19 protein-coding genes, 1 tRNA gene and 1 pseudogene are annotated in these 20,883 nt (G+C 53.3%); 6 read left to right on the forward strand and 15 right to left on the reverse strand.

Annotated elements, in window-relative coordinates:
• Window positions 1–312: 312 nt before the first annotated feature.
• Window positions 313–1,425: a M56 family metallopeptidase gene (locus tag TR2A62_RS08090; protein ID WP_009158468.1), complete on the reverse strand. Its 1,113-nt coding sequence runs from the start codon at window positions 1,423–1,425 to the stop codon at window positions 313–315.
• Window positions 1,412–1,786 carry a BlaI/MecI/CopY family transcriptional regulator gene (locus tag TR2A62_RS08095; protein ID WP_040820475.1) on the reverse strand — a complete coding sequence of 125 codons (375 nt, stop codon included), beginning with the start codon at window positions 1,784–1,786 and terminating at the stop codon, window positions 1,412–1,414. The genes TR2A62_RS08090 and TR2A62_RS08095 overlap by 14 nt, the downstream gene beginning before the upstream one ends.
• Between TR2A62_RS08095 and TR2A62_RS18750 the strand changes: the two genes are divergently transcribed.
• Window positions 1,718–2,290 carry a hypothetical protein gene (locus TR2A62_RS18750; RefSeq protein WP_190275735.1) on the forward strand — a complete coding sequence of 191 codons (573 nt, stop codon included), beginning with the start codon at window positions 1,718–1,720 and terminating at the stop codon, window positions 2,288–2,290. The genes TR2A62_RS08095 and TR2A62_RS18750 overlap by 69 nt on opposite strands.
• Before the next feature lie 189 nt (window positions 2,291–2,479).
• On the opposite strand, the gene TR2A62_RS08100 is transcribed toward TR2A62_RS18750, so the two are convergent.
• Window positions 2,480–4,213, reverse strand: a complete 1,734-nt coding sequence (locus tag TR2A62_RS08100; RefSeq protein WP_009159813.1) for an ATP-binding protein — start codon at window positions 4,211–4,213, stop codon at window positions 2,480–2,482.
• Window positions 4,214–4,229: 16 nt separating this feature from the next.
• Window positions 4,230–4,772, reverse strand: a complete 543-nt coding sequence (locus tag TR2A62_RS08105) for a heme NO-binding domain-containing protein (RefSeq protein WP_009159614.1) — start codon at window positions 4,770–4,772, stop codon at window positions 4,230–4,232.
• A 330-nt stretch (window positions 4,773–5,102) separates the two neighbouring features.
• Between TR2A62_RS08105 and TR2A62_RS18090 the strand changes: the two are divergent.
• Window positions 5,103–6,254, forward strand: a pseudogene (locus TR2A62_RS18090) (IS3 family transposase).
• A gap of 204 nt (window positions 6,255–6,458) precedes the next feature.
• On the opposite strand, the gene TR2A62_RS08120 reads toward TR2A62_RS18090, so the two are convergent.
• The 7 genes from TR2A62_RS08120 to TR2A62_RS08145 all read right to left on the reverse strand — a co-directional run bounded on the left by TR2A62_RS08120 (window position 6,459) and on the right by TR2A62_RS08145 (window position 10,041).
• Window positions 6,459–7,274 (reverse strand): ankyrin repeat domain-containing protein, encoded by an 816-nt coding sequence (locus tag TR2A62_RS08120; RefSeq protein ID WP_009159061.1) that lies wholly within the window; start codon window positions 7,272–7,274, stop codon window positions 6,459–6,461.
• An 89-nt stretch (window positions 7,275–7,363) separates the two neighbouring features.
• Window positions 7,364–7,795, reverse strand: a complete 432-nt coding sequence (locus TR2A62_RS08125; protein WP_009158504.1) for a hypothetical protein — start codon at window positions 7,793–7,795, stop codon at window positions 7,364–7,366.
• 345 nt (window positions 7,796–8,140) lie between these two features.
• Entirely contained in the window at window positions 8,141–8,845 is a 705-nt protein-coding gene (locus TR2A62_RS08130) for a tyrosine-type recombinase/integrase (protein WP_009160364.1), read from the reverse strand.
• 41 nt (window positions 8,846–8,886) lie between these two features.
• A tRNA-Leu gene (locus TR2A62_RS08135) sits at window positions 8,887–8,973 on the reverse strand.
• Between the two features lie 39 nt (window positions 8,974–9,012).
• Entirely contained in the window at window positions 9,013–9,384 is a 372-nt protein-coding gene (locus TR2A62_RS08140; RefSeq protein WP_009157443.1) for a tetratricopeptide repeat protein, read from the reverse strand.
• A 12-nt stretch (window positions 9,385–9,396) separates the two neighbouring features.
• Window positions 9,397–9,552, reverse strand: coding sequence for a TPR domain protein (locus TR2A62_RS18755; protein ID WP_009159671.1), 156 nt, complete (start codon window positions 9,550–9,552; stop codon window positions 9,397–9,399).
• A 36-nt stretch (window positions 9,553–9,588) separates the two neighbouring features.
• Window positions 9,589–10,041, reverse strand: a complete 453-nt coding sequence (locus TR2A62_RS08145; RefSeq protein WP_009159090.1) for an Lrp/AsnC family transcriptional regulator — start codon at window positions 10,039–10,041, stop codon at window positions 9,589–9,591.
• 122 nt (window positions 10,042–10,163) lie between these two features.
• Between TR2A62_RS08145 and putA the strand changes: the two genes are divergently transcribed.
• Genes putA through TR2A62_RS08160 form a run of 3 tightly spaced genes read left to right on the forward strand, consistent with a single transcriptional unit; the run spans window position 10,164 to window position 14,732 of the window.
• Entirely contained in the window at window positions 10,164–13,601 is a 3,438-nt protein-coding gene (gene putA, locus TR2A62_RS08150) for a bifunctional proline dehydrogenase/L-glutamate gamma-semialdehyde dehydrogenase PutA (protein ID WP_009157912.1), read from the forward strand.
• Window positions 13,602–13,632: 31 nt separating this feature from the next.
• A complete protein-coding gene (locus tag TR2A62_RS08155) occupies window positions 13,633–14,373 on the forward strand; it encodes a rhomboid family intramembrane serine protease (RefSeq protein WP_009160368.1) in 741 nt (246 codons plus the stop codon).
• On the forward strand, window positions 14,370–14,732 hold the full coding sequence (locus TR2A62_RS08160) for a GFA family protein (RefSeq protein WP_009158512.1): 363 nt from the start codon (window positions 14,370–14,372) through the stop codon (window positions 14,730–14,732). Before TR2A62_RS08155 ends, TR2A62_RS08160 begins: the two co-directional genes overlap by 4 nt.
• Window positions 14,733–14,764: 32 nt before the next feature.
• On the opposite strand, the gene TR2A62_RS08165 is transcribed toward TR2A62_RS08160, so the two are convergent.
• Together TR2A62_RS08165 and TR2A62_RS08170 are read right to left on the reverse strand one after the other, a co-directional pair.
• Window positions 14,765–15,550, reverse strand: coding sequence for an inositol monophosphatase family protein (locus tag TR2A62_RS08165; RefSeq protein ID WP_009160720.1), 786 nt, complete (start codon window positions 15,548–15,550; stop codon window positions 14,765–14,767).
• A gap of 65 nt (window positions 15,551–15,615) precedes the next feature.
• Window positions 15,616–16,530: a LysR family transcriptional regulator gene (locus TR2A62_RS08170; protein WP_009160761.1), complete on the reverse strand. Its 915-nt coding sequence runs from the start codon at window positions 16,528–16,530 to the stop codon at window positions 15,616–15,618.
• A gap of 93 nt (window positions 16,531–16,623) precedes the next feature.
• Here TR2A62_RS08170 and metF point away from each other — a divergent pair, with 93 nt between their 5' ends.
• Window positions 16,624–17,490: a methylenetetrahydrofolate reductase [NAD(P)H] gene (gene metF, locus TR2A62_RS08175; RefSeq protein WP_009158077.1), complete on the forward strand. Its 867-nt coding sequence runs from the start codon at window positions 16,624–16,626 to the stop codon at window positions 17,488–17,490.
• Here metF and TR2A62_RS08180 read toward each other — a convergent pair.
• Window positions 17,487–18,542, reverse strand: coding sequence for a DUF2235 domain-containing protein (locus tag TR2A62_RS08180; protein WP_040820477.1), 1,056 nt, complete (start codon window positions 18,540–18,542; stop codon window positions 17,487–17,489). The genes metF and TR2A62_RS08180 overlap by 4 nt on opposite strands.
• Window positions 18,529–20,820, reverse strand: coding sequence for a xanthine dehydrogenase family protein molybdopterin-binding subunit (locus TR2A62_RS08185; RefSeq protein ID WP_009160536.1), 2,292 nt, complete (start codon window positions 20,818–20,820; stop codon window positions 18,529–18,531). The genes TR2A62_RS08180 and TR2A62_RS08185 overlap by 14 nt, the downstream gene beginning before the upstream one ends.
• Window positions 20,821–20,883: the final 63 nt, after the last annotated feature.

Raw genomic sequence — 20,883 nt, forward strand, 5'->3', positions numbered from 1 at the left:
GTTTTCATTGGGGAACCAATGCGTGAGGTGGCGAGACGCAAATCACGAACGAGGCAGTTGCTTTGTGCCCATCGTCAGACCGACACGATTTACGGGCACGTCCATTTTTTTACGGGCACGTCCATTTTTAATGACACAAAATGGTGCCACTCACGGGAAGTTTGAAATTCCCGTGAGTTTGCACGTTAAAAGCTTAGATTTCGACGAAAATGGACGTAAAAACAAAAACCTGCCAGCTTTTCAGCTGACAGGATTCAGAAGTCTATGTCCTACAGTACGGAATGGCTCCAGGCTTCTGCCGCGCCCTTTTCTTTACCAGCTACGCTGGGCCAAGGTATTCAGCTGATTGATCCGCTCTAAGTTCACGACTGTGGACAGCATGATCCGCTCATGGCTCCAATCCGCAGGCTTAGAAAGCGAGGTCGCAGCCCCAACAATCGCAACACTTAGGCATGCGGAAAGGGCGAGACCCACCCATTTTGTTTCCCGCGCTGGTCGATCAACATCATACGCGATTTCCAAAATCCGCGACATCATCATCGACTTGCGCCCGCGCCAAAACATCGGCCGCCCAGTCAGGGCTACGCCAAAAGCAGAAGGTTGGCGGGCTTGTTTTCTTGATGACTTCGCAACCGACAACAACCGAAGCGCATAGCTATGCGCATCCAGTAGATGCCGTGCCAGATACGCACGATCGCAAGCAAGCTCGCCTAGTTTGCGCACCCGTCCAGCCATGTACCAATACCCGGGGTTCAGCACATAGATCAATGACATCAAAGACATCAGCACCTCTGCTGTCACGTCACCTTGGCGGACGTGCTGCAATTCATGACCTAGCGCCATAGAAACCGCAGCTCGGTCGTTCATCATTTCCTTTGGTAAAACTACATAATGACGCCAAGGCCCCCGTGTCGAAAACGGCACACTGATCCCAGACGCCGCGATAACCTTCAACCGCTTGGTTTCGCGAATAACTACACCACCCGCGATAGCACGGCGGATCCGGTTATAGTTCAGCGCCAAATATCCAATCCGCATGACCATCGCTGCCAGAAAAATGGCCAAGATGGCTTGGCCGATCAGACTTTGCCCCGAAGCAATGTCCTTCACCCAAGATGAGCGGAACTCAACAATGCTGTTCATCTCAATCGCGCTGATAGAGATATTGCCCTTTAGATATTGGGCAACAACAGCATCGGTCGCATTAATCGGCACCGCGTAAGGCGTGGCCATGATAAGCGGCAGAACCAGCGGCAAAAGCAGCACGCTTGCGCAGACTGAGTAACCAACCCGTCTCCGCGTTTGAAAGTGTCGTCGTTGGCCCGTCAGGGCATAGCAAAGTTCAAATACAGCATAAATCAACGCAGCCATAAGGACCATCATATGGCCCCAGACCACCCCCCCTACGATATCATGAGCTGTCATCTTTCCCGATCCTCGTGTCGATGATCTGTTTGATCTCTTGGATCATTTCATCCGTCAGTTCACCATCATCCACCAGTCGCGCAACAAGCGCTGTCGGTGTTCCTCCAAACAGTGAATTCGACAGATTTTTCAAAGAACGGCCCTCATAGTCGCTCTTCTTTATCGCGGGCGCATAATAGAATGTGCGCTCCCGTCGTTCTGATGTTGCAAATCCCTTATCCTCGAGAATTTTCATCATCGTGGCAATGGATGTATAAGCGCGCTCTGTTCCGTCGGACAAAGCTGCCATAATATGCCTGACCGTTCCGGATTTGATTTTCCAGAGAACTATCATGAGTTCGAGCTCAACATCCGTGAGCATTTCCGTACGTCTACGCGCCAAAAATACAATCCCTTAGCAAAGTTTATTAATTCTTTAGTACATCGGGGCCAGCGCTTGCGTCAAATGATTACTCCCCTTTTAAAGTTGCAACTTCTATCAACTAATAAATTAGTTGACGAGCGAAGCGTCCCTATGATCGAAGATGTTGAGCAGCCCCACTTGAATGGTCTATTTTCAACATTTATCGCACAAGCTGGAGGCGGTGGGGTCCAGCTCGGACACAAACCCCTGCTCGTTCCTCATTGCTTCATCGATGTTGTTAAACGCGTTTTCGTCCATGCTCAGCCTACCATTTTTTTAGGTACAGCTGTCGGACGCTTGGGTCATAACAATCCTCAAAGGCCCTGCACCTATAGGGTCATAATGCCTTTCGGAGTTGGCCGGTTCTCAACTGGGGTCTTGATATTGGACCGCTTACAGCCGCCGGAGCCGGAATGTAGCACATGGTGGTTGTTAAACAAGTTTCCGCATTTTCCTCATTGACCCCATATCCCTAAGTTTATATATATTTCAATATGTTAGAAGAAAACCCTACCATCCCAGCCAGCGATTTCAAAAATTTGATGTTAGACGCCGTGCCCAACGCTACACCTTGGGTGTAGTTGGCTGTCGATCACGACAGTTCGATGCCAATCACATTACTGAATCGCGCCACCGATCACTCGCTTGAATTCAAATCGCTTGGCGAAGCTCGTCCAGTGCAATCTCGATTTTCGAGGTAAGCTCGAGCCCTTTAGCCGCAGGGGGCTTATCTAGCTCAATCTGGCGTGCGTATGCTGCAACATCCGCGAACCCCAGAACCAATGCCGACCCTTTGATAGAGTGCGCCTCAGCGATCGCTGTTTTGGAATCATTTTGATGGATTGCGTCGACAATTATCTCAGTCCGTTGTGCGGCGTCATCGACAAATTTCTTCGTCAAATCCAAAATCACATCTTCCGAAAACATCTCTTTCATTTCAGCCAAAACCGTTGGCGACATCCTTGAAAGGATCGTGCCATCTTGGATGTTCGCGACCGTACTCTCTTGGGCTGTTGCGAATGAGGGTTTCACAGGTTGGTTACGCAGAGCCGTCTCTAACGCATGTTTGAGTTCCTGAAACGGAATAGGCTTTGACAGTACCGTATCAATTCCGACCAATTCGACCTCGTCTTGGATCGCATCCATAACGTGCGCAGTCAGCGCCAAGATCGGTGGCATGTCGGCATCTTGCCACTTCAGGCAAATTTGCCGTGTCGCCTCGAGCCCGTCCATCTCTGGCATCGCGACATCCATCAAGACCAAGTCAAACTTTTCTGGGTCAAACTTTTCAAACGCAATGCGACCGTTCTCAGCCAACTCAGGAACAACGCCCATGCGTTTCAGATAGGTAAGCAGCAGCTTTTGATTGATGATGTTATCTTCTGCAATCAGCACCCGCATTCCTTCGAGAGGACTGCTTTGAATTGGTTCAGGGATCACGCCGGCGGAATCTTTGACCGGCTTCGACTGCTCAATGACAGTCACGGGTAGCTCGAACCAAAACGTCGAACCCTTACCTAGAACGCTCTCAACACCCATGGTGCCGCCACATCCTTCGAGGATACGTTTACAGATCGCTAGGCCAAGCCCGGACCCCTGCGCCGCTGCAGTCAGAGGATTAGAGATTTGCGAAAAATCCTTAAATATGTTTGGAATGCTGTCTTCAGCGATACCCACACCAAAATCTTCGATCTCAACACGCAACAGAGCCCCTTTTTTGTGATCCGATGCACTCGCTCTGATCAGAACAGGGCCGTCTTCTGAATATCTCACTGCGTTCGAGACAAGGTTTGAAATCACCTGCCGAATACGGGTTCCGTCACCAAGGAAGAGGTGAGGTACATCAGCTGTGATTTTCGCGACGATCGTCCTGTCTGCCGGTTTGTCCGTCGATACGGCCAGCATTCGAACGCTCTCGACCAACGCGCGCACGTCGACACCCTCTTCTTTAATAACGAAGACACCGGCCTCCATCTTGGAAAAATCCAAGACATCATTCACAATCCGGCTCAGCCCTTTTCCCGCAAGCGCAGCGTAGCTCAGAAATTCAAGTTTCGAGGCGTCATTCTCGTCCATCGCCAAGAGATCAATCATCCCCAACATACCCCCGAGAGGGGTGCGGATTTCATGGCTCATAGTTGCGACAAACCGGCTCTTGGCTTTGCCGGCAGCTTCGGCCTGTCGCAGCGCTTCTTCCAGTTCTTTGGTGCGCTCGATAACCGCAGCTTCCAACCCAGCAGAATGCGCGCTTAGCTCTTGGTTGGCGAGGTAGAGCATACGGCTCTTTTCCTCGAGCAACCGCTCAGCTTCGGCGCGGGCGTTTTGTTCGCGCGCATATCGTATTCGCGACACACGATCATCTGCTGGATTATCCGAGCTGTCCATAACTTAACAATTCATTCTACTGGTTAAGTTTAATATCAAAAACCGTCGCGTTTTCTTGATGGGCGACGGGGCAACGCTCGATTTCCGCTGTCTGGCTGTAACGCTCTAGGCAGGCCTCGACCATTCCGTGGCAGAACTCAACAAGGGGTCGCGGGGACGTATAGGTCAATTTCATCTGATCGTCTTTTAAGCGCTCGGTGTCAAAAACCGGCAGCTCAGCATCAGGGTAAAGCTTTTTAACTTCAACATGGATTTCACCATCCACAGCCTCAAGGAGTGAAAAACTGTCGGTCATACCCACAAAAAATTCTTCATAGTTTTCAACAAAGTGGTCCATCATCCAATGGCCGAACATCCGTTGCAGCTTGTCACCGCTGATCCCTGAATGCTCACTAAAGGCCACGACGATTTTAACAAGCTCAGTGCACGGATAATTGCCAACAGTGGTAAAGGCACCATCATTCTCCAAGTCTGCTTTGGATAGCACCTCATCAACAACTTCTTCGCCAAACGCATTCTCAGCCATTTTGACGAGTTCTACAAAAATCGTACCCTTCATCGGTCACCTCTTCAGACAAATTTACTTTTGGTCTTTGGATCCTGTTATTGTCCCAACAAAACATGTCTGTCGGTTGGAAACACACCTAGATGCGCCAATGCTAAACTAAAGCGTGCACCAAACCGACCCTCTTGAAAAGGGGTCATACCCACATGCATCACCTTCGAGACCTAGATTTCCTTCCAGTTTTGGACACGTACAATGCACGCTAGAATGTCTTTGTTAACAACGTGTTTCGGACATAAGGCGACAACGCTCTTCCGGAGACTGAGGTGCCCCTAGATTTGTAGACGCTTTGCCTGGTAATTTTGGAAGCAAGGAGAGACGGATATGAATAAGGGAATACGTTTTACAGACGAGTTCAAACGGGACGCCGTGGCGCAGATCGTTGAGCGTGGATATGCGGTCAGCGAAGTGGCGGAACGGCTCGGGATTAGCACCAAGTCGCTTTACACGTGGAAGTCGCAGTTTGCGAAGTCACCCCGTGTCAGATCGGAGGTGGCGGAACAGGCTGCTGAGATCAAACGGTTGAAGCGTGAGTTGGTCCGGGTCACCGAGGAGCGCACTATTCTAAAAAAGGCGACCGCGTACTTCGCGCGAGCGTCTCAGTGAGGTACGCGTTTATTGAGGCTCATCGCACTGAGTTTTCTGTGCGTTCAATGTGTCGCGTGCTGATGGTTCATTTCAGCGGTTTCTATGCATGGCTTAAAGAACCGTTAAGTGCGCGTGAAGATGCACGTCAGACGGAGCTGATCCAGCAGGCATGGACCGATAGCGGTAAGGTCTATGGATATCGCAAATTTGCAGACGACCTGCGCGATGCTGGCGAGACCTGTTCAGAGAACCGTGTGGCACGTTTGGCCAGCTTTGGCAGGCATTGCAGCGCAGATCGGATACAAACGTCGACCTGGTCGATATGGCGGCAAGCCTGCAGTCGTCGCTGACAACACACTGGATCGACAGTTCGAGGTGGATGCGCCTGATTGCGTATGGGTGACCGATATCACGTACATCAGGCCCCATGAAGGCTGGTCGTACCTCGCTGTGGTCATCGACCTTTTCTCACGGCGTGTCGTTGGGTGGTCGATGCAGTCTCACATGACAACCGACCTAGCCCTACAAGCATTGCTGAGCGCCGTTTGGCGACGCAAACCAAAGCATAGGGTCTTGATCCATTCTGACCAAGGTTCCCAATTCACTGGCAAAGAGTGGCAATCTTTTCTCAGCAAACACAATCTGGATGCCAGCATGAGTAGGCGCGGGAATTGTCATGATAACGCAGTCGCCGAGAGCTTCTTTCACTTGCTGAAACGGGAACGCATCAGGCGGCGGACGTACACCACGCGCGACACAGCAAGGCAGGACGTGTTCGATTACATCGAGATGTTTTACAACCCGACTCGCAAGCACACCAACAACGGCATGCTGTCGCCAGTTGACTATGAAACAGAACAAAGGAAAATGAACGAGGCAGGCGTATAGGAAACGAGGGGCACCTCAGTCCTAGCGATGACCTAAAGCACATCCCGATACCAGTATCCTGCTCTGAGGTTGTTTCTGAGGCGATAGAAATCTCACGGAATTACCCAGACGAACCCGATGAGATTGTTCTACAGCGTATCTTGTTCAACCATTTGCAAGTCGATGATCCACCAGAAGTCTACAAGCACTGAACCAGACTATGACTTACTTGTACTGTGCGTCATTCAATGCCCAGTAAGCATCTGTACCTGCTAGTGCTTCATTTTCTTTAGCTATGTCGAAGGGTGTTTCACCGTCATCATTAACAGCGCTTCCATCAGCTCCAGCCTGCAGTAAAGTCTTGATAATTTCAGGGTTCCAGCTAAACTGGGCAGCACTGTGAAGCGGTGTGAATCCATTATCACTCCTAGCATTTACCTCTGCTCCAGCATCTAGCAGAAGCTGCACGGAATCTATGTTTATGTTCCCAGCAGCAGCACTATGTAGCGGGGTGAAGCCAAAATCATTCCGAGTATGCACTGTCGCACCAGCTTCTAGCAGCACAGTCAGAAATTCTTTCAAGGTTTCTGATTTACTGTGACGCGAAAACGCAAAGTGAAGGGGGGTATCACCCACCTCCTCACGAGAATTTACATTTGCACCAGCTTCTAGCAATATCGTTAAGACTTCAGGATTGTCATTTGGCCAAGCAGCAATATGAAGGGGTGTCTCCCCGGATGCATTTCTAGCATTTAAATCCGCCTCTGCGTTTACCAATATGGTGAAGACCCTAGGATTTCTGTTCTCCAAGGCGGCAATATGAAGAGGTGTGGCGCCCAATTCGCTCCTTGTACTTACGTCTGCACCATCATCGAGGCATTTAGTGACTTTATTGGACGTGGCTGTCTCCCAAAATTGCGCCCTCATGTCAGTATCTGACGACATCCAGCCATCACAGCTGGTTTCCTGTGCTTGTACGGCTGACGAAGCTAACGACAGTGTGAGTGTGAGTGCTAGTGTGGCTATGGTGTATTTAATCATGCTGGATCAACTTTATGCTGTGTGTCAACCAAACAACCCGCCAACGACGACGAACACTAGATCATAGCTCGGATAGGCCACACCTGTGTTCAGTAGCTGTAGTTTACAGTCGCGGGCTCACAAGTCAGATGCGCCAATTCGTTCCCGTTTATGTCCTCGACCAGGATGCCGCCAAAAAATATCTCTGCGAGTGTCTTGGTCTCATCAGTAGCGAGCTGTCGATCAAATCCTCCATAGACCTCATAAACGACATCGTTGTTGGTCAGGCGGATAGCTTCCCATATGGAGCGACCTGCCCCACTCCACGGTACCATCTCGGCCCCGTCCTGAAACGCTAGGGAGATCGCAAGTTCTGGCCGCTCGCCCGGTCTGCCAAACGTGTAATTGACCAAATTACTGTTTGTGCAGACCTCAACCGCCTTACCGTTTGGGAAGGAGCAGGCCATGAACAGTTCTTTATCTGGCTCGCAATCGGCCCAAGCTGCATTTGCGCAAAAGATAAGTGGTAAAATCAGCCGCATGAATACTTCCTACATCGACATTCCCCAAGTGGACTGCCGGCAGACTGAAGTATCGTCTGAAGTGGCTTGCTTAGCAAGCATTGACCGCCTTCTAAAAATCACAACAAAGCGGCATGGCCCCAATAATCACAGGCGCTCCAGAAGCAACTAGCATCACCATAGACCCTGCTGATGATTGGGATAATGCCTATATAGCTATCCTGCGCAAGTAATCAGCGAGTTTAGGCAGACTGTAGCCTTTACCATAGTTGGTTCCTACGCCTCCTACACTAGACCATCCATCAACCTGATCTATAGCTTCCAAAGGCACGTCGCAGTCTCTCAGGCGGCCCCTGAAGCCATGTCTTAGGCAGTGGGTGGTCTTACCGTCAAAGGACTTCTTGAGGTAATTACAGAGCGTAGCTGATGCCCTGTATTGTTCAGGTAGCCACAAGAAGCATAACGCGGGAACAGGTAAGGACTGTCGCTCTGAGCCTCTAGTAACTTCTGTAGGGCTTTTGTGGCACTATCAGACACGACAGGTAGCAACCTCTTGCTATTCTCAGTCTTGAGACCCCTGCAATCATTCTCTCTGATATTAATAACCAGTAAGTCCTCAGTGTGGATTACATCCTGTTTCATGAGGCCAAGAACCTCAGACAAGCGACAACCAGTTTCACCAAGTATAGGTAGTATCAAGCGTAGCTGACCATAGGCTAGAGAGGCGCTGTACAGCTTCTTGAGTTCAACCACAGAGAACGGTTCCCTTGAGGTCGCATCCTTACCTTCACCCTTGATAATGACCCTTGAGAACGGGTTACTCTTGTCTATGTCGTACTCCCAATAAGCAAAGTTCAGGATAGACGAAAGACACTGGAGCCTTCTTCTACGGGTGCTGGTTTTCTGCTCACTGTAGGACGCTAGAAAAGCCTTAGCATGGCTTCTGGCGTACTGATCCACAGGTAAATCACCAGCTACCTCTATGAGTCGCCTTACAGACTGCTCTGAGGGCTTTGGATTGATCTCTTTTAGGTCCAGAAACTCACCGAAAACTTCGCTTAAAACGACCATTTGCTAACCTCTTGATTCGTTTGTTAAATCAAGAAGAAGTATGGTGCGGGCGGTGGGACTCGAACCCACACGGGGCTACACCCCAACAGATTTTAAGTCTGGTATGTCTACCATTCCATCACGCCCGCATGGCGTCATACATACTGCGCTGTGCTGCGGCGTAAACCTTAAATCTCTTCGCCCAACGGCTCGGTCAGCAGAGATCTCTCGCTCAGCCACGGATTCAATGCAAGCGCCTGGCGCAGTGTGATCTGGGCTGCGTCCGCCTCGCCCAGCCCGATTTGTGTCAGCGCCTTGCCCGCAATCGCCGCAACATACCCTGCATCCAATTCGATCGCTTTGTCGAGATCTGGAAGCGCCTCATCAAAATCTTGGCGCAAAAAATGGACAAACGCCCGCTTCTTCCAGCCTTCTGCGTAATTGGGGCAATAGACAATTAATTCGGTGAACGCGCGCTCTGCCTCGTCAAAGGCGTAACTTTCACGCGCACGCATTCCACGGTCCAACATGTCTTGGGCTGTCGCGTCAAGGGCGTTCAACCAGATTTCCCATCACTGTCCTGAAAAAACTCGCGCATCCATTTCGCCACGCGCGCTTTGAATTTTGGACAATAGTTCTGAACGACGTTCCGCTTGGGGATCGACCGCTGGGCACGCTTGGGCCAAGGTCGGTCCAGCCGCGAGCAAGAAGAAGATAAGTGCTTTCATGTTATACGACGTGATCCGCGACCCCGCTGGGTCAAGTCACAGTGGCGAAACCACGTGTTCTTTAACCGCCTGCATTGCCACATATGTCGACGTGCTTGAGACATGCGGCAAGGTCGAAACCTTCTCAGCCAACACCATTCGGTAGCTCGTCATATCTGTTGTCCGCACCTTGAGCAGATAGTCAAACGACCCTGCGATCATATGGCATTGCTCAATTTCGCCAATCTCGGCGACACGACGATTGAACGCGTCCAGAGCGACCTCACGGGTATCCGTCAGCTTAACCTCGACAAACGCGACATGGTCCTGCCCCAGCCGGATCGGATCGACCATGGCGCGATAGCCCAGAATGACGCCGTCCTCTTCCAGCTTACGCAAGCGGGCCTGCGTCGGGCTTTTCGAAAGGCCAATCTGCTTGGCCAAATCGGTGATGCTGATCCGGCCATCGCCAGCCAGCACATTTAGAATCTTTCGATCGAACGAATCCATCCCAGCACCTTTCTGTCATATTTTCGGAGAAATTCAGACAAAATGAATTATGAAATCACCCAATAAGCCAAATTTGACCTTCATATCAAGTGTACATTAGGAAAATCGAATAGGAGAGCACTATGCCACGTGATACTTTGCCCGCACTGCGCGATATGATTGATGCCGCGCGTTTGATGGGCCAAAATACAGCGATTGATCATCTCACCACGCTGGCCGATCTCTCATCCGATGACCGCCTGACGATCTGCAAGACCGCGGCCGATATGGTCACCCAAATTCGCGGAAACGCCTCGCCCGAATTGATGGAGGTCTTTCTCGCGGAATACGGCCTGTCGACTATCGAAGGGATCGCATTGATGTGTTTGGCCGAAGCACTGCTGCGTGTTCCGGATGCAGAAACCATCGACGCATTAATCGAGGACAAGATCGCGCCGTCTGACTGGGGCAAACACCTCGGGCAGTCAGCTTCATCAATGGTCAATGCATCGACATGGGCTTTGTTGCTCACCGGCACAGTCTTGGACGACGAAAAACCTGGAATTGCGGGATTACTGCGTGGCGCACTCAAACGAGTGGGCGAACCAGTCATTCGAGCCGCTGTCGGTCGGGCGATGCGAGAAATGGGCAAGCAGTTTGTACTAGGGACAGACATCAGAGGCGCAATGGATCGCGCCGCCAAGCAAGAGGCGCGGGGCTACACCTACAGCTACGACATGCTCGGCGAAGCAGCGGCGACCGATGCAGACGCCCGCGGTTATCACATCGCCTATTCTCGGGCGATCAGCGCGATCGCCGAAGCGTGTACCCATGACCGCATCGCCGACAATCCCGGCATTTCGGTCAAGCTATCCGCACTTCACCCCCGTTACGAAGTCGCGCAAGCCGATCGCGTTATGACCGAACTGGTGCCCCGCATCCGTTCGCTTGCCCTACTCGCTAAATCGGCGGGAATGGGTTTGAACATCGACGCCGAAGAGGCCGACCGCCTATCGCTTTCGCTGGATGTCATCGAGACAGTACTAGCTGAACCCGCGCTGGCCGGATGGGACGGGTTTGGTGTGGTTGTTCAGGCCTACGGTCCGCGCGCCAGCTACGTAATCGACTGGCTGTATCAAACGGCACAGCGTTTGGACCGCAAGATTATGGTCCGGCTCGTCAAAGGTGCGTATTGGGACACAGAGGTCAAGCTGGCGCAAGTCGAAGGCTTGGCAGGCTTTCCCGTCTTCACGTCCAAAGCAGCCACTGACATTAGCTACATTGCGAATGCTCGAAAACTGCTCGGCATGACCGACAGAATTTATCCTCAGTTCGCAACCCACAATGCCCACACGGTCGCGGCCATTTTGTATATGGCTGAAGAGACAACACCATTCGAGTTTCAACGCTTGCACGGGATGGGCGAGACGCTGCACGATATCGTTCTATCGAACAATGGCACCAAATGTCGGATCTATGCACCTGTTGGTGCACATCGCGATCTGCTTGCTTATTTGGTTCGGCGATTATTGGAGAACGGCGCCAACTCTAGCTTCGTAAATCAAATCGTAGATGAGGCTGTTCCGCCACTTATCGTGGCCGCCGATCCGTTTGAGGTCGTGCATCAAACGCCGTTGGCCACCGGACCCGCGCTCTTTTCACCCGAGCGTCGCAATTCGGTGGGTTGGGATTTAACGGACCAGCCGACGCTTGATAAAATTGATAGCGCGATGCTAGAGGCCCGAGCGATCAATCATACTGCCGGCGATCCATCCTCGGACCTAGGGCAACATGTTGAAAATCCGACCCATCCAAATGTTCCCGTTGGAACCGTCAACGCAACATCACCACAAATGATCGACGGCGCGCTCTCAGGCCTACGTAAGTGGGATGCATCGCCGCAAGAACGAGCACGCATTCTAAACGCTGTCGCAGATCAATTCGAGGCAGATTATGGCGTACTCTTTGACCTACTGACCCGCGAGGCGGGCAAAACCCGTGCCGATTGCGTTGGCGAATTACGTGAAGCAGTCGACTTCTTGCGCTACTACGCAGCACGCGGCGCTGAAAGCACAGCACCCCCACTCGGGCTCATCACCTGTATTTCCCCTTGGAACTTTCCTCTCGCGATTTTCACAGGGCAAATTTCGGCAGCCTTGGCAGCTGGGAACGGTGTAATCGCCAAATCGGCCGAACAAACGCCCTTGATCGCCGCAAGAGCTGTCATGCTCATGCACCAAGCCGGAGTGCCAAAGACTTCCTTGTGTTTGATGTCCGGTGATGGCGGCGTGGGTTCGGCCCTCACACAAGACCCTCGCATCAATGGAGTTGTTTTCACCGGCTCTACTGCGACCGCACAAAAAATTCATTCAACAATGGCTAAGAATCTCGCACCGGGCACACCGTTCATTGCCGAAACCGGCGGCCTTAACGCAATGATCTGCGACAGCACAGCGCTGCCTGAACACGCAACACGCGACATCATTCAATCCGCGTTCCAGTCGGCAGGACAGCGTTGTTCAGCCCTGCGGTGCCTCTACGTCCAAGAAGACATCGCAGACACGCTGATCACGATGATCAAAGGAGCGATGCAGGAGTTACGTGTTGGTGACCCCGCTCTGTTATCCACAGATGTCGGCCCTGTGATTGACCAAACTGCATCGGACAGTATTCGTGCCTACATTGAAACGGCGCGGGCTGAGGACCGTGTTCTCGCTGAACAAGACACACCAGGCACTGGCCATTTCATTGCACCGACACTGATCAAGGTGAACGGAATACAAGACCTGACCCACGAGGTGTTCGGCCCTGTCCTGCATATTGCGACATTCAAGAGTGGCGAATTGGATGACGTGATCGCCGACATCAATGCGACCGGCTATGGCCTGACGTTTGGCTTGCACACGCGCATTGATGACCGCGTCCAGCATGTCTCGGACAAAATCAAAGCTGGGAACATCTACGTAAACCGCAACCAAATTGGTGCCGTTGTCGGCAGCCAACCCTTTGGTGGCGAGGGTCTATCAGGGACAGGACCCAAAGCGGGTGGACCTCTCTACCTCACTCGGTTCCTGCAACGACCTGTTGCCCAAACATCGGGGCGCTGGAGCGACAGCATGAGCGAACAGCAAGCCCAAGACGCCATTGATGCAGCGCCTCTGTCAGATCATCAAACCATCACGGATCTGCCCGGGCCAACAGGTGAATCCAACCGATTGAAAGAAACTGCGCGCGCGCCGTTTTTGTGCCTTGGGCCTGGTTCCAACGCCTCGCTAGACCAAGCCCGTGCAGTCCAAGAACTAGGCGGGCGGGCCGTCGTCGCGACGGGGGCATTGCCACCCAAAGCCCTCGAAACGCTCATAGGGTTTTCTGGTGTACTCTTTTGGGGTTCTCCAAAGATCTCGCGCGATTATGCCTGTGCTCTGGCCAATCGGTCTGGCGCGATCCTACCGCTCGTTACGACGACGCCAGACGCGAGCTATGTGATTGCTGAACATCATATCTGTATCGACACAACTGCATCAGGTGGCAACGCGGATCTGCTCGCCCAGATCAGCCCGCCCAACACTGCAGGTACTTGACGACATCGGGGGCATCGACCACGGTGCCCCCATGTTTCCAGTTCGCGATCACAACCCGTCTCGCCGCACGCCCTACGTCACGTACGCTTTGTTAGCGCTGAACATTCTGATTTTTCTTAGCTATTGGGGCGTGATGCAGGACCCTGCCCGCATCAACCCAATCTTTTGGAATTGGGCTATGATCCCTGCGCAGATCACTGCAGGTGACAACTATATCAGCCTTGTCACCTCAACGTTTTTGCATGGCGGGTTCATGCACTTAGCCGGCAACATGTTGTTCTTGTGGATCTTTGGCGACAACCTAGAAGACGAGTTGGGCCATGTCGGGTTCCTGATTTTCTATCTGTTCTGCGGGATCTTGGCTAATGTCGCGCAAATCCTGCCAGACCCCAGCAGCGCCGTGCCAACGGTTGGTGCCTCAGGTGCGATCGCAGGTATCATGGGCGGATATCTGTTGATGTTCCCAAAGGCCAAGGTCGACATCCTCATTATATTTATCGTGTTCATCCGTATTTTTCCGATCCCCGCGTGGATTATGCTGGGGCTCTGGTTCGGCCTCCAGATCGTCAGTGGCGTCAGCGTCGATACCACCAACGGCGGCGTTGCATACTGGGCGCATGCAGGTGGATTTGTGATCGGGATCTTGTACCTACTGCCAATATGGCTGCGTCGCGGTGGGCGTCAGTGGTGGGATCGCACCGAAGGTCACCCGCCTCATCCTGACGCGACCTATTCACCATCCACCATTCCAATCATCCCGAGGCGCAAATGAGCCATGTTTTAAAATGCCACTGTGGTGCAGTCGAGTTAGCCGTGACGTTGTCCGATGGATTGAACACAGCGCGCAGATGCGATTGTTCGTTTTGCAGACGTCGCGGGGCCGCCGCAGTCTCGGCACCATTGGACGGGATCCAGATTGTAAAAGGCGCCGATAGCCTCTCGTTGTATCAATGGGGGACTGGCACCGCGAAGCACTATTTTTGCAAGGTATGCGGCATCTATACCCACCACCAACGACGCTCAAACCCAAACGAATTTGGCGTGAACCTCGGTGCGCTCGAGGGCGTTAACCCGTCTGAAATGGATTATATCGCCTGGGTCGACGGCGTAAACCATCCGTCGGATCAGTAACCGCACGTCGCGGCCGCTCATCGAGGTCAGAACTAGCCGCGTGCGATTTTTGAAAATTGATCAAAGATCGCTTCGTTGGCAACAACCAATTCACCATCTTGAAGAATGTTCCCGTTGGGGTTCAACGGCTCAACAAGGCAGCCCGCCTCTTTGGCGATCACAAGGCCAGCAGCCAAATCCCAAGCATTCAAGCGGCGTTCCCAAAAACCGTCATACCGGCCCGCAGCCACATAGGCCAAATCCAGAGCAGCAGCCCCCCAGCGGCGAACGCCAGCGCATGCCGGCAAGATCCGTGCCAAATCTTGAAGTGTTTCAGGAAGATCGCTGCGACCAGCAAATGGCAGGCCAGTTGCAAAAACACATTCGATCATCTTGTTGCGGCCAGAGGCACGGATGCGGCTTTCGTTCATCCAAGCGCCCTCACCTTTTTCAGCGTAGAACATTTCGTCTTTAGTCGGGTCATAGATCACACCGGCAACGATCTGGCCCTTGTGCTCAAGCGCGATTGAGACGGCCCAATGCGGCATACCGTGTAGAAAGTTTGTCGTGCCATCAAGGGGATCAACAATCCAACGGCGGGTCGGATCTTCGCCTTCGATTTCAGCGCCCTCTTCCCCGAGGAAGCCATACGACGGGCGGGCCTCCATCAGCGCTTCGCGGATCAGCTTTTCAGCGCTCATGTCTGCCTTAGAGACAAAGTCGCCAGGTCCTTTGGTCGAAACCTGAAGTTGCTCAACCTCGCGGAAGTCCTTGGACAAGGCGCGCCCCGCTGCACGTGCGGTCTTCATCATTACGTTCAGATTAGCGCTGCCAGCCATCGGTCTCTCCATCGCTTAGGTCAGAGGCGGCGTATACGCCCGAGCAAGAGCACGCGCAAGAGACGTTATGCCTCGGCGCCACGCTGCAGCTTGACGGCCTCAACTTTGGCCAAACGTATCAAATGCGCCATAAACGGCTTGGCCGTCTCGTCATCTCGTGTTGCCGCATAGAGCCGCCTTGTTAGACCGGTTTTTGTCAGTGGACGCGTGACATAGTCCGAATTGTACCGGACCTCTCGCACAACCCAGTCAGGCAGGACAGAAACCCCGCGGTTTGACGCCACGAGCAGCAATATCACCGCCGTCAGTTCGACAGGTCGAATGCTGTCAGGCTCTACCTTGGCTGGCGTTAACAGTTGGGAAAAAATATCTAGTCGAGCACGATCCACTGGATAGGTGATCAGTGTTTGTCCCCGAAAATCCTCGGCCTCGATATAGTCTTTTTGGGCCAGCGGATGCTGTGCGGACGCCACAAATACCGGCTCATAATCAAAGAGCGGCGTAAAATCGACGCCATCCAATGTTTCTGGATCGGACGAGACCACCAAATCCACCTGTTCCTTTTGCAAAGCAGGCAATGCTCCGAAAGCCAGACCAGGCCGAATATCGACGTCCACCTCTGGCCACGCCTTCCGAAATTGCTCGAGCACAGGAAACAGCCACTCAAAACAGGCGTGACACTCAATCGCGATGTGCAAGCGCCCCGACCGGCCCGACTGCAATCCTTCAAACTCAGCCTCAAGCGCCGCGACCTCGGGCAAGATACGTTCGGCAGCACGCAAGAGTTTGATCCCAGCCGCAGATAGTTTGAGAGGTTTGGAACGCCGCACGAACAACTCGACGCCCGCTTGATCCTCGATCCCCTTGATCTGGTGGCTCAACGCGCTTTGCGTGATGTTCAACTTGTCAGCCGCACGGGCCAATCCACCCGTTTCATAGATGGCTTGGATCGTGCGTAGGTGTCGGAATTCGATATGCATATGTGAGGTGGGCTCATAAAATTAGTGAAGATTGTGAATTTGTCTCATATTCGCGCACGTGCGACAACCCGATCAGCAAAGAGGAGCGAACCGATGCCTGACCCCACTGTGTCTTTTGAATTTTTTCCCCCATCGACACTCGAAGGCTCGTTTCGGCTCTGGGACAGCATTCAGACACTGGGCCCGCTCAATCCAGACTTTGTCTCTGTCACCTATGGTGCTGACGGCACGACCCGCGAGCGGACACACGACGCGGTGGCCACGATTCACAAGACAACGGGATTGTCCGTCGCAGCCCATTTGACCTGCGTGAACGCAAGTCGCGAAGAGACGATGGCAATTGCCGACAACTATGCCGCGGCTGGGGTCACCCAAATTGTCGCCTTGCGCGGCGATGCCACCAAAGGCGAGACAACCTTCCAACCACATGCGGACGGGTTTCAATCGTCGTGTGATTTAATCTCGGCGCTTGCTGAGACAGAGAAATTTGACATCCGTGTGGGTGCGTACCCTGAGACACATCCAGAGGCGCGCTCGACCATCGCGGACATCGATTATCTCAAAGCAAAAATCGACGCTGGTGCCACATCTGCGATCACTCAGTTCTTTTTTGAAGCTGAAACATTTCTACGGTTCCGCGATGCTTGTGCTGCCGCTGGTATCACCGCACCGATCCTGCCCGGAATTCTACCGGTCGAAAATTGGACAGGTGTTCAAAAATTTGCGCGTTCCTGTGGTGCGTCCATTCCCGCCGTTTTGGCCCAAGCGTTTGACAACGCAAACCGCGATTCCTGCCACGATTTGCTGGCGGTCGCCCATGCAAGCGGGCTGTGTTCAGAATTGTTAGACGAAGGCGTTGACCATTTGCACTTCTACACGCTCAACAAACCCGAACTCACACGAGACGTTTGCGGCGCTTTGGGGCTAGCACCACAAACACTGCTGAAAAACGTAGCCTAGGCCTGTCGGGTTTTATGTTGATCCGCCTCAAGTTCGGGGTGAACTGAAACATGTAGGCGTTCTGAAACGTCTGTTCCGACAACCCGTCGGCGACGCGTCAGAAACAGCTTGGCCCAACCCGACCACGCGCCAACGGGTGGCGCATTTGGGTCCATGGGATGTCGCCCGCGCCAATCTGCAGGCAGCGGCAATCCACACATCGACAAATTCTCCAACATCCACACCAAGGGAATATTGGCCAATGGCCGCGCCCAGTTCCGCCCGTTCAGCTGGCCGCCGACATCTGCGTGTCCACCTCTGAACCACACCTGCTCCATCCGGCCATCCCAATCTTCGGCGCACCGCCACAACACAGGCGCATAGGCCGCACGTGTCTCGTCTAATGCAAGCGCATGAAACCCATGGGAAATGCTGGGCCCTAGCCCATCATTGTGAAAGCTGTGTCGCCGCTGGGTCCAGCGCCATAGAAATGGCAGCCTTAGGCCCAGCGCTTTGACCGTATCCCAAACAGCAACAGCTTCGATCGGAGCCTCTGGATGGCAATACGCCGTGCGAAACTCTTGCACCGTCGGGCTATCAACCCCTGCCTCATAGTGGCGGTAGACCTGCCTGATGTGACGGACAGTGGCAAATTGACGACGCACCAGTCCGATTTGGTCAATCACACCTGCAAGGCTGCGAACCGCATATGCACCGCGCGAATATCCAATCAAAACGATCCGGTCACCCGGCCGATACCGAGTGGCGAGATGCCCATAGGCGCGACGAATTTGGCGATTGATCCCGCGGCCTGTCATCACCCCCCACGCATCCCGCCAATGGGTCCATTGAATACCCGGTTCATAATAGATTGTGATACCGGCCTTGGTGCCCATCTCTTGCAACAAACGGTATGTTTGTCCGGCACTCGTCTCGCGGCCTGGCGAGAGGCTGGACATCGTACCGTCTAAGATGACGACGTGAAGAGACGGATCACGGCTTGTGACCTGTGGGGTGCTTTGTGACCTGCGAAACCGGCCAAAAACCCGCGAAATCCAACTACTCAGCGGCAACAGGTGCCTCTTGCAACATTTCCCAAACGCGCAGCGGCGTCAGTGGCATGTCCACATGTGTGATCCCACGATCCCACAGCGCATCTTGAACCGCGTTAGCAGTTGCAGCCATTGATCCGACTGTTCCAGCTTCGCCGCAGCCCTTCATACCCATGATGTTGTTTGTCGAAGGGACGGGTTCTGAATGAAACTTAATCATAGGCACATCTTCGGCCCGTGGCATCGAATAGTCCATAAACGTCGCCGTGAGCAGCTGACCTTCGGCGTCATAAGCAACGTGCTCTTGCAACGCCTGCCCCACACCTTGGACCACGCCACCATGGACCTGACCCGCGGCAAGCATCGGATTGATCAGGTTCCCGAAGTCATCAACGACCGTGTACCGATCTAGTCGTGTTTGCCCTGTCTCGGGATCAATCTCGACCTCGGCGACATGCGCCCCATTTGGATAACTACGTGCCTCTAGCGTGGCGCGTGCTGCGTGTTTCAACAGATCATCACGTCCAGCATCGCGCGCCATCTGTGCAGCCTCTAGCATCGTGGTTGCAGTATTAGATCCCTCGACACGGAACCGTTCGTCGTCAAACGTAACCTCGGCATTATCTTCTGTCTCGCTCAAAAAAGCGCCAAAAGCCTCAACCATAACAGTGACAGTCGCTAAGGTTGCGTTGTTTTGGACTGTGACAGATCGCGACCCACCTGTTCCGCCACCCTGTTTGATCCGGTCACTGTCACCTTGGATCACGACAATGCGGTCAGCTGGTATGCCCGTTTGATCGCTTAGAAACTGAGCGTAGACCGTCTCATGCCCCTGCCCGTTTGATTGCGTGCCGACATATATTTCAACCGTGCCATCTTCGAGAAACACAATCTCGGCCCCCTCTGAGGGGTCGCCCAAAATGCTCTCGATATAATAGCACAGGCCAAGACCGCGTAGTTTGCCCTTTGCCGCACTCGCCGCACGGCGAGCGGCAAATCCATCGCGGTCAGCCTCGACGGCCGCCCGACCCAACAAGCGGTCAAAGTCTCCTACGTCATAGGTCTCGTCAGTCACGGTCTTGTATGGAAACTGGTTCGGCTTGATAAAGTTCTTCGCTCTCAGATCCCACGGATCAACACCGAGCTGGCGGGCAGCAGTATCCATAGCGCGTTCTAACGCATAGATCGCTTCGGGGCGTCCGGCCCCACGGTATGCATCTACTTGGGTCGTGTTTGTGTAGACACCCACGGTCCGCATCCAAGCAGATTGAACATCATAGACCCCCATCAAGACGCGGCTGAACAACATCGTTTGAATGGGCTGGGCGTATTGCGAATTATAGGCCCCCATATTTGCGACGGTATTGATCCGGTATCCAGTGATGCGGTGATCCGCGTCAAAGGCCAGCTCGGCCACGTGGATCAGATCGCGTCCGGCGTTGTCGCTGAGCATCGCTTCCGTCCGCTCGGACATCCAACGGACGGGACGGCCCAGCGCGCGCGCTGCAAAGGCGACAAGAAACGTCTCGGCATAGTTCATGGCTTTCATCCCGAAACCGCCGCCAACATCGGGATTGGTCACGCGAATATCGGCCTCGTCCATATCCAAAATATCGGCCAGATCTGTCTTGGTGCCCCAAACACCTTGGCCATTCACGCTGACATGTAGGCGACCGTCGGTCATTTCGGCATAACAGCCGCGCGGCTCCATCGAATTGACGATCACACGGTTATCATCAAGCTCTAACGTGACGTGATGAACCGCATCGGCAAAGGCGGCTTCGGTCGCGTCCTTCTCACCGGTCCCCCAATCAAATGCGATGTTCTGCGGCGCTTCGGGGTGGATTTCGGGACCTCCGACTACGGGTTTGACGTGCGTCTCTAGTTCTTCAAAATCAAAGACGATCAATTCTGATGCATCTTTGGCATGTTCCATCGTATCGGCTACGATCACTGCTATCGGTTCGCCGACAAAGCGCACGCGCGCCTCAGCCAATAGCGGTCGGCGCGGATCTGCGCCCTCAGACCCATCTAGATTCTTGACGAGGCTGGCGCGCATTCCCTTGCTCAAGCCACCCTCAATCAAATCCTGAGCGGTCAAAACCAGATGCACGCCATCGGCAGTTCGCGCATCAGAGACATTCAATTCAGTCACCTCGGCATGTGCGACAGGTGAGCGCAAAACAAACGTGTGCAGCGCACCGGCTGGGGTGATGTCATCCACATAGCGACCGCTGCCTGTCAAAAACCGCAGATCTTCGATTCGTTTTACCGATTGGCTCTTGCCGAATTTGTCCATGTTTGAATCCCTCATCGTGCTCGAAGCATCACCCTAGCGGGCCGCGATCTAGTGTCCAGTGAT

This window comes from Thalassobium sp. R2A62, from assembly GCF_000161835.1.
GTDB lineage: Bacteria > Pseudomonadota > Alphaproteobacteria > Rhodobacterales > Rhodobacteraceae > Thalassobium.